Annotated in this window: 5 protein-coding genes and 1 pseudogene; all 6 read right to left on the reverse strand. The window is 41.5% G+C overall.

Annotated elements, in window-relative coordinates:
- Positions 1–44 precede the first annotated feature (44 nt).
- A pseudogene (locus ACE1CD_RS05115) lies at positions 45–533 on the reverse strand (sensor histidine kinase); the annotation flags it as partial.
- Entirely contained in the window at positions 503–4,789 is a 4,287-nt protein-coding gene (locus ACE1CD_RS05120; protein ID WP_374822073.1) for an AAA family ATPase, read from the reverse strand. The pseudogene ACE1CD_RS05115 and the gene ACE1CD_RS05120, both read right to left, overlap by 31 nt.
- Before the next feature lie 65 nt (positions 4,790–4,854).
- Positions 4,855–10,692 (reverse strand): AAA family ATPase, encoded by a 5,838-nt coding sequence (locus ACE1CD_RS05125; protein WP_374822075.1) that lies wholly within the window; start codon positions 10,690–10,692, stop codon positions 4,855–4,857.
- A 470-nt stretch (positions 10,693–11,162) separates the two neighbouring features.
- The gene (locus ACE1CD_RS05130) at positions 11,163–15,380 is read right to left on the reverse strand and encodes an ATP-binding protein (protein ID WP_374822078.1); all 4,218 of its coding nucleotides are present in this window, start codon (positions 15,378–15,380) and stop codon (positions 11,163–11,165) included.
- A 24-nt stretch (positions 15,381–15,404) separates the two neighbouring features.
- Complete coding sequence (locus ACE1CD_RS05135) at positions 15,405–17,132, reverse strand: AAA family ATPase (protein ID WP_374822081.1); 1,728 nt, start codon at positions 17,130–17,132, stop codon at positions 15,405–15,407.
- A 50-nt stretch (positions 17,133–17,182) separates the two neighbouring features.
- Positions 17,183–17,528, reverse strand: a 346-nt coding sequence (locus ACE1CD_RS05140) for a sensor histidine kinase (protein WP_374789659.1), incomplete at its 5' end; no start/stop codon positions are given.

The following is a 17,528-nucleotide window of genomic DNA, read 5'->3' on the forward strand; positions in this document are numbered from 1 at the left end:
TTGGCTAAATAAGTATAAATTTCAACGAAAAACAGTTAACTTGTTTATCGTGCCTGAATGGGTAAGGTGATGATAAATACCGTACCCGATCCCAGTATAGAATGGACTTCTAGGGAACCGCCATGTTTTTCGACAAGGATCGACTTGGCGATCGCTAACCCTAACCCCGTGCCTTTGCCGACTGCTTTCGTCGTAAATAAATGGTCAAAGATTTTCGCCTTCACCTCTTCAGTCATCCCTTTACCATTATCTTGAATCCGAATTTCTACTGCCTTGTCAATCAGTTGGGTCTGAATTCTCATTTGTTGAGGATGGCTTTCTAATTCAGCAAAAGACAAGCTTAGAGCCATTTCATCAAACATATCGATCGCATTAGCAAAAATATTCATAAACACCTGGTTTAACTGGCCCGGAAAACACTCTACGCTCGGTAAATCACCATAGTCTTTAATCACCTCGATCGCAGGACGATTTTCGTTAGCTTTGAATCGATACTTCAGAATCAACAACGTGCTTTCAATTCCTTCGTGCAGATCTGCACTAACCTTTTAATGGGTAGCTGAGAATTGCCTTCTATGGGCTGTGTACAAAGTTCTGTGGATTCGGGAGTGGCGATCGCCCGCACTTGCCATTCGCCATCGACATCGGGAACGAGCAGCGCACAGCGATCGCCGCCCGAATACTGCAAAATAATTTGAGTCAATTGCTGCAAGAGTTCATCCAGTTGGATCGCGCTTGCAAGGCTTTGGGAGGCTCTAATAACTGCCGCCAGATCGAGCATAGCATTGATACTCGTACTGGTAGAGTTCTTAGCTTCGCTGGAACTATAGGTGACAGAGCTGATGGAAGCCAGTGCTTCCAGCGTAGTGAATCTCTGGGTCGCTGGCTGAAGGATAGGAGACAGCAATTGTGGATATCGCTGTTCTAAATCATTCACTTTCGCCTTTGCTCCCCAACGGGCATAGCAGTAATAAGCTTCTTGCATATAGCCTGCGGCGACTTTTTCTTTCCCCCAATCGAGATAAAACCGAGCAGCAAGTTCGTTAGCGAGGGCTTCTTCCTGAACAAAACCATTGTTTTTAGCACCAGCAATGGCGCGATCGTAAAAATCTCCTGCTTCATAACGTTTGCCTAGAACTCGGCACTTTTCTGCCTCCAATAAATCCACCTTATGCTGATGATTCATGGGCGCAGATCGCGCCCATTCGGATAGCGCTGCTTGCTGTTGTTCGGCTAGAGTTAATGCGTGCGATCGCTCTGAATTTGATTCAGTCGCCGCAATCGTGAGGTAGGTTAGCCCAGCATAAAAATAGAAAATTGGAATCTGAAAAAACCCAGCAATACTGCCCAAGTAGGGATAAGCTGTATCAATGTAGGTCAGGCCGCGATCGTAGTAACCAAAGAGATAAGCGAGCATTAATTTACAGATACAAGCCCAAGCCAACGCCATCAACTCATTATCTCGAATGTACTGGGGAAAAATGACGGTTTCATCGTAAACATCCCCAATCAATAAATCGGGGTGCTGTTTAGTAACAATCAGATTATCGATAGTCTGTTGTTTAATCTTGGTGTAGATCAGAGGATTATCCTGCTTCATCTGAGTCATAACAGCAACATATTTTTTCGACTCTATCTCCAGATCTGCCAAACAAAAACCAGAAAAAAATTGATTATAGAGATAGTTATTGATGCTATAACCCGCATAGAGCAGTCCGCCTGTTTCTATATGCAGTAGATATCCCTCTTTCAGCAGTGGAACAGTAGATTGTAGAGATTGCTTGCGGTGCTGAATCAAAGCGCCAAAAAATAGCAAGACCATTGCTCGATTTTCCGATGAATGAAATCGATCGAGCAAATCCAAGGCAACTTTACCAAACCGATACCCCTGCTCCACATCACCGAAGTTTATTAAAACCAACCCATAGTTGAGATAACCCATTGCTGATACTGAACTATTGCCAAATTGCAGCGACAAGCCCACCATTTTAGCGCAGAGTAATGGCAATAGGACGGGGGTCAATACCTTAATAGGCACAAATAATATAGCCATTAATTTCATCGCTGCAATGATATGTGGGTCAGTCATTATCGGCAACTGAACTAAATCCTCAATTACTAGATTCTCAAGTTGCAGCGCCAAGTCTTGCAGTGTTTTTTCAGTGGTGGCTTGATTTGCTTCGGGAGAAAATTCAATACCCAATTGTGCCAGAGCATTAGAACCCACTGAGATCGCTTCAGCCATTTGATTTTGAGCAGATCTGGCATTGATTTGAATGGCATAAATTTCTACCTTATCCAAGACCGTTTTTGCAGCATCCAAAACCAGTTGGCTTTGACGCTCCATGTCTTCAAAGTCTCCAACCAAATAGGCGACCTCTGCTGCCAGCACATGAAGCTGAAGGCTCAGGTCATACCGATCTTGCCAACTGTGACTGGTGAGCAATGACAACCCGGTTTGCACGAAGTTTCTGGCAGCGACGTAGGCTGTGGCACTTTTGGCTTTCTGGGCAGCGTCTAAGTTGCCTTGGGCTAAGGCTTGGCGTTCTGCGCGATCCGTCAGCAGTTCTCGTCCCAAATTGAGATGCCCAACGATATCGAATAGCTTTTCCTCTTGTTCTGCTGCCGATAGCTTGGTTTGTAGCAATTGCCCAATGGTCAGATGGGTTAGCTGTTTTCGAGCGGGATCGATGAGGGAATAGGCGGCCTGTTGCACGCGATCGTGTAGGAAGCGATAAGCGGGATTAGCCTGCTTTTGGCGATCGAATTGCTTTGATTCCTCTGATTGGAAAAACTTGTATAACTGAGTGTTGGGTAAAATAAATCCTTCTTGTAGCGCCTTCCACAGGGCAGTTGCTGTTTCCGTTAGAGACTGTTCGGAAATAATTGCCAAGGTTGCCAAATCAAACTGGTTGCCGACACAAGCCGCCAACTTCAATACTTGTTGCGTTTTCTCTGGCAACTTCTGCAATTGCAGCGCCATAAATTCCACTACATCATCGGTGAGAGCCAGAGCATTGATTTGAGTAATATCGCATTCCCAATATCGGCGATCGCCATTAAAGGTAATGTATCCGTCTTCGTGTAAGGCTTTGAGAAACTGCGTGGTGAAAAAGGGATTGCCTTTCGTTTTGCGATCGACCAGTTGCGTTAGGGGTAAGGCTAGTTCTGGGGAACAATGCAATGTATCGGCAATCAAATGATTGGTATGCTCAACCGCTAAGGGGTTCAGCGTAATGGTATGAACGTTCGCTCCTGCTTTTTTCAACTCCTCAACGGTTAAGATAAATGGATGAGCTGGTGAGACTTCGTTATCCCGATAGGCTCCCAACATCAGCAGATAGCCATTGTCATTCATCAGCACCTTCATCAACTGAAGCGAGGCTGAATCTGCCCACTGCAAGTCATCCAGAAAGATGACTAAGGGATGATCTGCGGTCGTGAAGACCTGAATGAAATTTTGAAACAATAAATTAAAGCGATTTTCTGCTGCTGTTCCTGATAGTTCTAAGGCTGGTGGTTGGGGGCCAATAATTTTTTCTAATTCCGGAATTACATCAATTAAAACTTGTCCATTCTCCCCAAATGCTTCTAATATTTTGTGTTTCCATTCCTGAATTCGCACATCACTTTCGGTCAATAATTCTCCCATTAAATATCGAAAAGCTTGCACAAATGCCGAAAAGGGAATATTGCGTTGAAATTGGTCAAATTTGCCTTTAATAAAATAGCCCCGTTGTCTAACAATGGGTTTATGTACCTCATTGACAACCGCAGTTTTCCCAATTCCAGAGAACCCAGCGACGAGCATCATTTCTGTTGCGCCACGGCTGACTCTCTCAAAAGCTTCGAGTAGGCTTTGAACTTCCCTGTCTCGTCCATAAAGTTGATCGGGAACAATGAAGCGATCGCACAAATCCCGTTGTGCAATGGGAAAAGCTTCAATATGACCTTTTGTTTGTAATTGCTGCCAGCATTGTTCTAGATCCCATTTCAGTCCTAATGCGCTTTGATAGCGGTCTTCGGCATTTTTTGCCATCAATTTAGAGACGATTTCTGATAGAACAGCCGGAATTTCTGGATTGATTTCATTCACTAATTTGGGCCGTTTAGCAATGTGACAATGCACCAACTCCATTGGGTCGTTCCATTGAAAGGGTAATTCTCCGGTCAGTAATTCGTAAAAAGTTATACCTAATGAATAAAAATCTGTCCGATAATCAATGCCCCGATTCATTCGGCCAGTTTGTTCGGGGGAAATATAAGCTAATGTGCCTTCGAGTACATTGGGGTTTAAGAGCGTTTGGGTTTCTCTAGGTAATAATGATGCAATACTGAAGTCGATTAATTTAACTTCTTTGGTTTGGGGATTAATCAAAATGTTGCTAGGTTTGATATCTTTATGAATTACCCGTTCTCGATACAACAGATCTAGGGCATCGCACAGGACTAGGGCGATCGACAAAAATTCTGGCAGTAACTGGCCTGGTAATTTTGACTGCAATTTGAAATAATTCGATAAAGCAACTCCTCCGAAATCTTCCATCACTAAGGCATAACTATGCTGGTAGTTTTCCAGGCTATAGGTTTGAATAATTTGGGGATAATTTAGATTTTTAGCAATCGTATACTGATTGCGAAATTGCACTAATTCACTGAAATTTGGATAAGGATTTTTCAAGAATTTAATGGCGACTGGTAAGCGATCGACTTCTCGCTCACCTCGATACACAATCGTTCTATAACCCTTATATAATTCTGTCTTGAGTTGATATCCAGTTAGATTCATGATGATTTCCCTGTTACTTGTTAGTCTGGTTGTTAGGCTGGCAATTACTAGATTGGAGAAGATGGCTAGGTTGAGATTGGCAATCGGATACAGAACTGGGTGCCGCGACCAACAGTTGATTCTACTTCGATATTCCCCTGATGTTTTTCGACGACAATTTGACGGGCAATAGCTAATCCTAACCCCGTGCCTTTACCCACGGCTTTGGTAGTAAATAAATGGTCAAATATTTTGGCTTTGACTGCCTCCGTCATGCCTTTACCATTATCGGTAATCCTAATTTCTACCAGTTTATCTACTAAGGATGTTTGAATGGTAATCTGATTGGGACTTGCCTTAATCTCTGCAAAAGTCTTTCCCATATTTGCTTCCTCTATCGCATCGATCGCATTGGCGATGATATTCATAAACACCTGATTTAATTGACCTGGAAAACATTCAATTTGAGGTAAATTTCCGTAGTTAGTCACCACTTCAATCGCCGGACGTTGGTCGTTCGCTTTCAGACGATGTTTGAGAATGAGAATGGTACTCTCAATCCCTTCGTGAATATTAAATGGCACTTTTTCATCTCTGTCAGCACGGGAGAACGTCCGTAGAGAAGTGCTGATATTTTTTAGTCTGTCGCAGGCTACCGACATGGAATCTAGCATTTTGGGCAAGTCTTCTAAGCTATATTCCAAGTCAATTTCTTCGGCATGAGTTTGGATTTTTTCAGTCGGATGAGTCAAAGTTTCTTGATAGATTTTTAAGTGTTCGACAATCTCGACGACAGTGGGTTTAGCTTGTTGCAGACTGGCAGCAATAAAGCCTAAAGGATTATTCATTTCGTGCGCTACTCCCGCCACCATATTACCCAAAGCAGACATTTTTTCGCTTTGAACAATTTGCAATTGCGCTTGTTGTAAATCTTGCAGTGCTTGTTCTAAATCTTGAGATTTTTGCTGCAAGGCAAGTTCTGCTCGTTTGCGATCGCTTATATCCAACACCAATCCATCCCACACTAACGTGCCATCGGCAAGTTTTTCGATTCGCGCTTCTCCGTGAATCCACTTAATGATTCCAGAAGGGGTAACAATTCGTCCTTCCCAGTGCCAGGGAGTTAGGGTTTGAGCAGAATCTGCAATGGATTGACGATGAGATTCAGCATCCTCTGGATGTGCCATATCCAAGAGGATCTGCACGTTGGCGATCGCTTCAGAGGCGGTGATTTCATAGAGGTCATAACAGTCGCTACTCATATAAGGCAGTGACACCGAACCATCCGGGGCCATTAGGAATTGATATACCACCCCAGGAACGTTATCTACTAGATGATGGAAGCGGGATTGAGCAGTTTTTAAATCATTGAGCGATCGGTGTAACTCTTGGGCATATTCCTGAGAACGTTGATAAAGTTGGGCATTTTCAAGAGAAATGGCGGCTTGAGCGCAAAGTAGATTCAGAATTTTCACGCGCTCGCTCGTAAACGCCCCTTTTGCTAAATTATTTTCCAGATATAAAATGCCCAACAACTTGCCTTGGTGTAAAATTGGACTGCACAAAATACTCAAAGGCTGCTGACGGATAATATAGGGCTCATTAATTAAGGTAGAATCTGCGGTTGCATCCAATAAAACAACAGTCTGTTGACTGTGCTTAACTTTGTAAATTAGTTTGTGGGTAATGTCTTGACTCTCTTCAACAGGAATTCTCTGCAATACTACTGGTTTTGTTCCCTGGGTAATTGCACCTTGAATTAGCAGATGATTTTCTTGCAAAAGCATTAACACGCATTTATCAGCCCCAGCAGTTTCAATGATGATGGAAAGTAACGATGAAAGCAGTTTTTCTAGTTCGATTTCACCGGAGATAGTATGAGATGCTTTGAGAATTGCTGTTAAATCTAAGGTTTCTGAGACACTGCTGCTATAACTGAAAGAACGGGTAGATGTCACAGTCCCCAAGGCGAAGATAGTTTCTTTAGTGGAAATAGTGGAAAGAGGCGAACGACTTTGCTGTAATATGGGGGCGAGTAATTGGGGATAGCGTTTTTCTAAGTCGGCGACTTTGGCTGTTGCACCCCAGCGTCCATAACAATAATATGCTTCTTGCATATAAAGAGCGGCGAATTTTTCCTTACCCCAGTTCAAGTAAAATTTAGCTGCTAGTTCGTTTGCTAAGGCTTCTTCTTGAATATATTCGTTGGTTTTCGCTCCTGCAATGGCGCGATCGAATAGTTCAATTGCTTCTGCCTTATTTCCCGATAAAATACTTAAAATAGCATTAACTATATCGTATTTATGAGCAAAATTTTGTGGGCAAATAATTGCCCAGAGACTGAGTTTATCTTGGTTTGAGTTAACTTTTTGAATGAAACTATTTTCTAAGCCTAGAGCATGACTACGACAGTATTCAGCTATCGCAATAGATTGATAGAAATTGATGGCTGCAACTTGATATTTTCCAGTAATAGTCCCAACAAGTTCTTCAGCCCCCCGCGCTGCTTCCACAGCTTGCTCATAACGTCCGTAAAAACATAAAACTTTAGTTTTGAGAAGCAAATAATGGCAAATTGCATAGTCACTATTGTTAACTCTACACGACTCAAGATGCTGCTGCTCAGTCGGGATATTCTCCACAGGAAAAGCTGTGAGTTCAGCCAGCCAGATATTTAATCCCGCGATCACATCCACAGCCAGTTGATAGTTAAGTTTCTTAGTACAAAACTCTAAATATTCAGGAAGATTTTGCTGAACTTCTAATACGCTGTCTCCTGCATAAAATGAATTGAGCAACTTGTACATCAAAAGATTACCTGAGAAAACCATTTCCCCAGACTGTAGTCCAGCGATTAATCCTTCATCAAAAATCGAACCTGAGCTACGCAGAGGACGCACCCAAGAAAGGAGATTATTGCCAAGCATATAGCAAGCTTTGCATAGATTGTCTGCTTGCTTAAATCGTTTGGCTAAACTTTGTGCGAGGAGTACAAATTCATAACCAGATTGATAGTCACGCTGATAGTATCCCAGGTACATTCCATAGGCTGCAAATCCGTTTCCTGATTCAGCTATTACGCCAAAGTTGAGAGATACTGAAACCATCGATAACGCGACGATAAAGTATAGCTCTCCCTTTTGTAGAACATAAACGGGTACAATTAAGTTATTCAAGATTTTGATAATCAGGCGTTTCTCTGGATCGGTAGCTTCTGGTTCATTGACCAGATCCTCTGGCTGGCGATTGGCTAATTTCAATTGAATCTCATTTTGGTAGGATTCAAGTTTCTTTGTTAAGTCTATTTCTGATAAATCAAAATTCAAGCAAGACAATGCTTTTTGTCCATACTGAAGTGCTTGCAGATAATGACCTTGCAATGTGAACATCAGAATTGCTAGGTTAAAGGCTTCAGATCTGTCAATTTGTCGTTTGGCAAAGCTAGAGATTGTTTCAATAATGGCTAGAGAAGATTTAAAATCTCCAGACAAATACTTAGCTTCTGCTAAATTGAAATAAACTTCTAGGGACTTTTCATAGTCTTGCTGCCAACTATCTGGAGGTAAAAAGCGTTCAGCTGCCGTAAAGTAGTTTACAGCAACCCCGTAGGCAGTAGCTTCTTTAGCCCTTTTTCCAGCAATACAGTTTAGCCGTAAAAGTTCTAAACGTTCTTCCTGGCTTCGATCTGCATCGAAGCCCTGATTTAAGTGATTAACGATGGCAAAAATTTTGCTACCTTGTTCTTCAGGCGAAGCATTAGCCAGCAGACGGTTGCCAATTTTGAAGTGAGTTGCTTGTTTTAAACCGTCAGGAATAAGAGAGTAAGCGGCTTGCTGAACGCGATCGTGGATGAAGAGATAACTAACACTGAGGTCATTCATCGCTTCTAGATCTTCAACATCATGTTCATTCCCTTGGAAAAACTTGTAGGTTGAGTTTTCTGGGATGACTAACCCCTCTTGAAGCGATCGCCACAAGTCTACTGCTACCCTATCTTGAGTAGTTTCACAGACTATTGCTAATGTTTCTAAATCAAATCGATTACCAATGCACGCTGCTAACTTTAATACTTCTTGTGTTGTTACTGGTAGCTTCCGCAATCGTCGGGTAATAAATGCAACTACATCATCTGTCAATGCTAATTGCGTCACCTGGCTTAAGTTGCACTGCCAATAACCGGATAACCGATTGAAAATAATACATTCTTCCTCATACAGTCCCGATAAAAACTGGATTGTAAAAAATGCGTTTCCCTGAGTTTTTTGGTAGAGCAACTGCGAAAGTGTTGCAGCGATATCATTGGGACACAGCAATGTATCTGCAACTAAACAGGTAATATCTGATTCCGCCAAAGGAGCCAAGAATAAAGTATTAATATTGACACCTCGTTGTCTCATCTCATTGAGGGTTAACATCAGTGGATGAGCCGGAAAAATTTCATTATCCCGATAAGCTCCGAGTACTAGCAAATACCCTGCTTCCGACTCGCTCATCAACAATTTTAACAAGTTCAAAGAAGCAGAATCAGCCCACTGTAAATCATCGAGGAAAATCACTAAGGGATGTTCTTTATTGGTAAATACCTGAATAAACTTGCCAAACAGCAGATTAAAGCGATTTTGAGATGCACTACCAACTAGCTCAACTACCGAGGGTTGGGAACCGATAATGTGTTCTAGTTCGGGAATGACTTCAATCAGAACTTGTCCATTTTCACCGACAGCAGCCAGAATTTGCTCCTTCCAGCGAGCTAGTTCTACATCAGATGCGCTCAAGATTTGTCCCATCAAGCTGCGGAAAGCTTGAACAAAGGCGGAAAACGGAATGTTGCGATTGAACTGGTCATATTTACCTTTGATGAAATAGCCGCGCTGTCGGGTGATGGGTTTGTGGACTTCATTCACGACTGCTGTTTTGCCAATACCAGAAAAACCAGCCACTAATATCAGTTCAGAGCTACCACTAGCAACACGATCGAAGGCTTTCAGTAAAGTCTGAACTTCTTTGTCTCTACCATAAAGTCGATCGGGAATGATGAAGCGATCGCACACATCCCTACTCGCAATCTCAAAGTCTCTAATTTCGCCAGTTTCTCTTAGCTGAATCCAACATTTTTCTAAATCAAATTTTAATCCCAACGCACTCTGATATCTATCTTCAGCATTCTTTGCCATCAGTTTACTGACAATTTTCGAGAGAACTGAAGGAATATCTGGATTAATTTCATTTACTAACGGTGGGGTTTTCGCCAGATGAGAATGTACCAATTCCATCGCATCATTAGATGAAAATGGTAACTCTCCTGTCAGTAATTCATAGAATGTCACACCCAAAGAATAAAAATCTGTGCGATAATCAATGCCTCGATTCATTCTCCCTGTCTGTTCGGGGGAAATATATGCTAATGTGCCTTCGAGTACATTGGGGTTGACTAGGGTTTGGGTTTCTCTGGGTAATAATGAGGCAATGCTAAAGTCGAGTAATTTAACTTCTTTGGTTTGGGGATTAATCAAAATGTTGCTGGGTTTGATATCTTTGTGAATTACCCGTTCTCGGTACAACATCTCTATGGCATCGCACAACACTAGGGCGATAGACAAAAATTCTGGCAGTAACTGGGCTGGTAATTTTTCCTGAGACTGGAAATAATCAGATAAAGCAACTCCTCCAAAGTCTTCCATCACCAAGGCATAACCATTTTGATAAGTTTCTAAACTATAGGTTTGGACAATTCGGGGAGAATTCAGATTTTTGGCAATCGTATACTGATTGCGAAATTGCACTAATTCACTGAAACTGGGATAGGGGTTTTTCAGTAGTTTGATCGCCACGGGTAGCAAGTCTACCTCGCGTTCACCACGATAAACTACAGTTCTCGAACCGTTATATAATTCTGTTTTGAGTTGATATCCAGTCAGATTCATAATGATTTATCGGTTAGTGGTTTGTCTGGTTGTTTAGCTTGAAATTACTAGATTTGAGAAGATGGCTAGGGTGAGATTGGCAGTCGGATACAGAACTGAATTCCGCGACCAAATTTTGACTCAACTTCGATACTCCTCTGATATTTTTCGACTACAATTATTTTTCTTTCCCCATGTCAACGAGATCGAGTGTGAGGAGTATTATTGCTCAATCGCCTATACGTTATTCCTGCTATAGCGCGAAATAAGATTATCTTATTAAAGGTGAGCCGCAGTAAATTATGGATTGCAGTTGATGTTTCAGTATTTTTGGATTCTGCAAATAACCGATATCTGAGAGTCAAATTGCCTATAAAAAAATCTGTTAGAAAATATTTACCTAACAAGTTAGGAGGATAAATTAACATTTCTTTCTTGATTACCTGGATGAATAATTTATTATACAAAATCTTGGTGAAAAAGTAGTGAATTTATAGGGTATTTTTAGTTTTGATTGGCAGATAAATTATAAATTCAGTACCTTTTCCTGGCTGAGAATAACAATCGATGGAACCGCCATGTTTTTCGACAACGATCGACTTGGCGATCGCCAATCCCAATCCCGTCCCTTTCCCCACTGCTTTGGTAGTAAATAGATGGTCGAAAATCTGCCGCTTCACCTCTGGCGTCATGCCAATACCGTTATCTGCAATGCGAACCATAACGCAATTGTTGGGAATAATTGCAGTACGAATCGTAATGCGATTCGGGCTGGCTTGAATTTCCGCAAAACTCCGTCCTTGATTCGCTTCTTCCAAAGCATCAATAGCATTGCCCAAGATATTCATGAATACTTGATTTAGTTGTCCGGGAAAGCATTGAATTTGAGGGAGATTGCCATACTCTTTAATTATTTCAATGGCCGGATGTAGATCGCTAGCTTTTAAGCGATGTTTGAGAATGAGGATAGTGCTATCGATTCCATCATGGATATTGAAAGGAACTTTGTAATTTTTATCAGCCCGAGAAAAGATGCGAAGGCTGGTGCTGATTTCGCGAATTCGATTCACCCCTTCTTGCATAGAACTGATTGATTTGGGTAAGTCTTCGCGAATGTAATCGAGGTCGATCGCGTCAATGAGAGCTTGAATTTCCGAATCGCGATCGTCATATTTCCGTTGGTATAAATCCAACAATCCAAACACATCCTTGATATAGTCCAAAACCGATGGAATATTGCCACTCAGGAAACCGACGGGATTGTTAATTTCGTGTGCTACCCCACTTACCAAATTGCCCAGCGCTGACATTTTTTCACTTTGGATCAAATGTATTTGAGCTTGTTGCAATTCTTGTAAAGCGTTTTCTAGTTCCTTTGCCTTTTGTTGAAGTTGAACTTCCGCCAGTTTGCGATCGCTAATATCTACTAGGATTCCATCCCATAGGATCGAACCATCGGCTTGCCGTTCTGGTTGAGACCTGCCTTGCACCCATTTGATTTTTCCCGATTTCGCGATGATTCGCCATTCGTGCAGGAAAGGCGTGAAGTTTTGGGCAGATTGCATCATCCCCCGCTCGATATCGGCGCGATCGTCCGGATGTTCCATCGAACGAAGGCTATACTTTCCGCCGACCATTTCCTCTGCCGTTACTTCGTAGAGGTGGTAGCAGCCAGAACTGACGTAGGGTATGGAAACAGAACCATCGGCAGCGAGGCGAAGTTGATAAATCATGCCGGGAATATTATCAGTAAGCTTTTGAAAGCGAGCTTCACTTAAGTGCAGTTTTTCCAAGGATTGCTCCAATTGTTTGCCGTAAGTTTGTGATTGTTGGTAGAGTCGAGCATTTTCCAGGGAAATTGCAGCTTGAGCGCAAATGAGATGGAGAACTTCGACGCGATCGCTGGTAAATGCCCCCGTAGCCAATTTATTCTCCAAATAAAGCACGCCTAAGAGTTTGCTTTGATGGAGGAATGGCATACACAACAAGCTTTTCGGCTGCTGACGGATGATGTAAGGATCGGCTAGTAACAAAGGATGTTCGATGACATTGGCGATCGCAGTTGGTTGCAAGGTACGTTTGACGGTGTTAATTAATGAAATCGGAACTTCCTGAGAATCTTCTAAAGGAAGCGATCGCAATAGGCTGGCTTTTCCTCCCAAACTCATCATCGCCTCAATTAACAGCTTGCCTTCTTTCTGTAGCAATAAGGCACATTTATCGGCTCCCGCATTTTCGATCGCCATATGCAGCAGCGTGGAGAGCAGCTTTTCTAATTCAATTTCACTAGAGAGAGTTTGAGAAGCTTTTAGGATAGTGGTCAGATCCAGTGCGCTCAAAACACCTCTGTTAGTCGAAGCGATCGATCGATCCGTACTGGATTGGGATGACCCGATCGTGTTAGCAACCGTAATTGTTTCATAAGGAGTGAAAGGCGAGCGCACCTGATGCAGAATCGGCACTAGCAATTTTGGATAGCGTTGTTCCAAATCAACCACTTTCCCTTTTGCTCCCCAACGAGCGTAGCAGTAGTATGCTTCTTGCATATATCCTTGGGCAACTTTTTCTTTACCCCAGCCCAGATAGAATTTAGCAGCCAGTTCATTAGCTAAAGCTTCTTCATTAATAAATTGATGCTCGCGAGCTAGAGAAATCGCTTTGTCATAACATTCAATAGCCGCAATTTTTTCATCCAATACCCGATGTTTTTCGGCCTCAACCAAATACCATTTATGCAAATGATTCATCGGCGCATTTTGCGCCCATCGATGCAGAGTAGTTTGGTGAATTTCCACTTCAGCAAGCATTTCAGATAATTTCATTTCTGGCTGCGTGGAGAATTTCGCCAGCTGCGTCAGGGCTGCATAAAAATGAAAAACAGGCACGAAAACCAGCCCCGATACAGCCATTAAATAAGGCTTGATTCGGACAAGACAATCTAGGGCATCCGAATAGCGATCGAACGAATAAGCAAGCAGTAATTTGTAGATATAAATAATTGCGATCGCCGTCAATTCATTATCCTCAACGTGCTTGGGAAGCATCACCGTTTCATCGTAAGTATTGCCAATTAAACAATTCGGCTGACTCACTATTTCCCTCAAATTCCGCACCGTTTGCCATAAAATACTCAAATAAATCTGGGCAGAATATTGTTTTGAGCGATTCAAAACAGCGCTATAAGCTGGGATTTCTGCTTCCCAAACATTTAGCTCTTTCCCGCTTAACAAACTGTGATGAAAGTAACTGATAATGCTATAGCCAGCTTGTAGCAAATCGCCAGTTTCCATACCAGCAGTGTAGCTATCTTTCAGCGTTGATAAAGTTGCTGACAGAGTTTCTCGACGATGTTGAATAAAGCTACCAAAAAAAGCCAGGATAGCTGAATTTAGTTCCCGTACATCGAACCGTTCCATCAAATTCAGCGCCAACTTACCAAAAGCATAACCAGTTTCGACTTCTTCCAAAAAGGTACATAAAACTAACCCGTGAATTGCATATCCGACCGACGATTTAGGTGCATTGCCAAACTGGAGTGATAAACTCACCATCGTGGCACTTAGGAAGGGCAATAAACCAGGCATTCCCACAAAAATCGGGGCAAATAAAGTTGCTAACAGTTGTAGGGCAGCTTGCGCGTTAGCATCGGTCATTACGGGCAGGTCTACCAGTTCCTCAATTTGTCTGCCTTGGAGTTGAGTCACGATGGTTTGTAGCGCTTTGTCGATCGAGGTTTGATTTGGTTCGGCGCACAGTTCGACTCCTAATAGCCCCAGTGCTTTTCTGCCAATTGCGATCGCTTCTAATATCTTGCCTCGTGCTGTCTGGGCAACAATTAAAATTTCATAAATTTTCACTCCATCTAAAATCGTTTTTGCTTGTTGCAACGCGATTTCTACCAACCGTTCCATGCCATCAAAATCACCATTTAAATAAGCAGCTTCTGTGGCAGCAACGTATAGATCGAAAGTCAATTCATACTGGGTTTGCCAACAATTTGCCGTCAGTAATTCAATCCCAGTTTGTAGGTAAATTCTGGTCGCAACGTGGGCAGTAGAATTTCGAGCTTTGCATCCCGCCGCCAAGTTTAATTTAGCTAAATTTTCCAATTCGTTTGGTCGATCGATTAACTCTTTTCCTATATTCAAATGTCCGACTATATCGAACAGTTTTTCTTCTCTTTCTATTTCCGAACAATTTTGCAAAAGTAGCTGCCCAATTTTCAGATGAGTTGCTTGCTTTTGAGAATCGGCAATCAGAGAATAAGCCGCTTGCTGTACTCGGTCATGTAAAAACTTATATGTAACTGTTATTTCTCCTTGGCGATCGATCGTACTTAATCCAGGTGTACTATCTGCTTTTTCAGCCGCGACGTTACCATTAACTAATGATTCTTGTTGATAAAATTTATAAATATTGCTAATCGGTAAAATCAAACCTTCCTGCAAAGCTTTCCACAAATCCGCCGCCGTTTCCATTTCAGATTTTTCGGAAACAATTGCCAGCGTCGCTAAATTAAAATAGTTGCCAATACACGCCGCAAGCTTTAGAACATTCTGAGTATCAACTGGTAATCTCTCAATTTGACGCGCCATAAATTCTACTACATCATCAGTGATAGCAAGCGTTCTCACCTTTGTCAGATCGCATTCCCAACAGTTACGTTCCAAGTTTAAAGCAATCAATTTATCTTCATACATTGACTTCATAAATTGATTGATAAAAAACGGATTTCATTTCGTTTTTTTGATGACCAATTCACTCAATGGCAGGGCTAATTCCAGGGAACAACTCAATGTATCTGCCACCAACTGATTTACAGATAGTTCATCCAGATTGTCAAGATTAATTGTCGTTACTTTAGCATTAAATTTTTGAATTTCTGTTAACGTCGATATCAACGGATGAGCGAGCGTTACTTCGTTATCTCGATAAGCACCAATCAACAATAAATAAGGGTTTTTTGTTTCGCTCATTAACATTTTGATTAAGTGCAAAGAAGCAGAATCTGCCCATTGCAAATCATCAATAAATATCACCAGAGGATGTTCTTTAGTAGTAAAAACTTGAAGAAATTTTTGCAACAAGAGATTGAAGCGATTTTGGGCTGCGATCCCCGACAATTCCGGTACGGGTAGTTGTTTACCGATAATGCGATCGAGTTCGGGAATTACCTCGATGATTACTTGAGCATTTTCCCCTAGCGCTGCCAATATTTTTGTTTTCCATTTCTCCAATTGGCGATCGGTTTCACTCAATAATTGCCCCATCAAATCACGAAAAGCTTGCACGAAAGCAGAGAATGGTATATTGCGATTGAACTGGTCAAATTTACCTTTAATAAAATAGCCCCGTTGTCGAACGATTGGTTTATGTACTTCGTTGACAACAGCAGTTTTACCAATTCCAGAAAAGCCCGTTACCAGTATTAGTTCGCTTTGGTGTTGAAAATTTTCTATTTCTAATTGTGATTCTTTTATTCCCGCTACTCGGTCAAAAGCATCTAATAATGCTTGCACTTCTGCTTGGCGACCGTAAAGTTTTTCAGGAATAACGAAACGAGCAGAAATATCTCGTTCTCTTAATTTAAAGGCAGGAATATTTTTACTTTCCTGCCATTGCTTTAAACAAATTTCTAAATCCTGCTTTAACCCCAAGGCACTCTGATAGCGATCTTCAGCATTTTTCGCCATCAATTTCATCACTATTTCTACAACAATTTGAGGAATTTCTTTCCTTTTATCTTCTAAAAAAGATGGTTCTTTGGCAATATGGCAATGCACTAATTCCATCGGATCTTGAGAAGAAAATGGAAGTTGTCCGGTCAGCAATTCGTAGAATGTCACTCCCAAAGAATAGAAATCACTGCGGTAATCAATTCCTCTGTTCATTCGACCGGTTTGTTCTGGAGACAAATAAGCCAGAGTTCCTTCTAACACATTTGGGTTTTGAATTTCTTGGTTTTCTTTAGGTAGTAAAGAGGCAATACTGAAATCAATTATTTTAATTTGGTTGGTCTGCGGATTAATCAAAATGTTGGCAGGTTTGATATCTTTATGAAGAACGTTATGTTGATGTAAATGTTCTAAAACATCTGTAATTTGAATAGCAATCAAAATAAATTGCTCTAATTTCAGTGCTTTCTGTCCGCAAAATTGCTGTAAAGAAATACCACCAAAATCTTCCATTACCAACCCATAACCATTTTGATATGGTTCTAAACTGTAGGGTTTGATAATACCTGGTATCTCTAGACTTTTGGCAATTGTATACTGATTGCGAAATTGCACCAATTCGCTGAAAGTAGGGTATTGCCGTTTCATCACCTTGATGACTACGGGTAAATTGTCATCGGTACGAATGGCGCGATAAACTAATGTTCGACTTCCCGAATAAATTAATTCGGTAATTTGATAGTTGGTAAGGTTAGCAGTTGTATTTAGCGGGTTATTTATTGACATAGTGGTTTGCAACAGGTTTTCTTGTTAAATTGATTGGACTGCGATCGATACTAAAGGCTATTTTTACTTTCTGATTGAGTGGGTAAGGTAATGATAAATTCCGTTCCTTGACCTGGGGTGGAATTAACGTGAATTGAACCGCCATGTTTTTCTACTACGATTTGACGAGCAATCGTCAATCCCAATCCAGTCCCTTTCCCGACTGCTTTGGTAGTAAATAGATGGTCGAAAATCTTTTCTTTGACTGATTCAGTTATGCCTTTACCATTATCGGCAATCCGAATCTCTACCTGGTTATCTACTAAGGATGTTTGAATGCTAATTTGATTGGGGTTTGCCTTAATCTCTGCAAAAGTGCGTCCCAGATTTGATTCCTCTAAAGCATCGATCGCATTA

Origin of the sequence: Aerosakkonema sp. BLCC-F183 (genome assembly GCF_041929145.1) — a bacterium.
Lineage (GTDB): Bacteria > Cyanobacteriota > Cyanobacteriia > Cyanobacteriales > Aerosakkonemataceae > Aerosakkonema.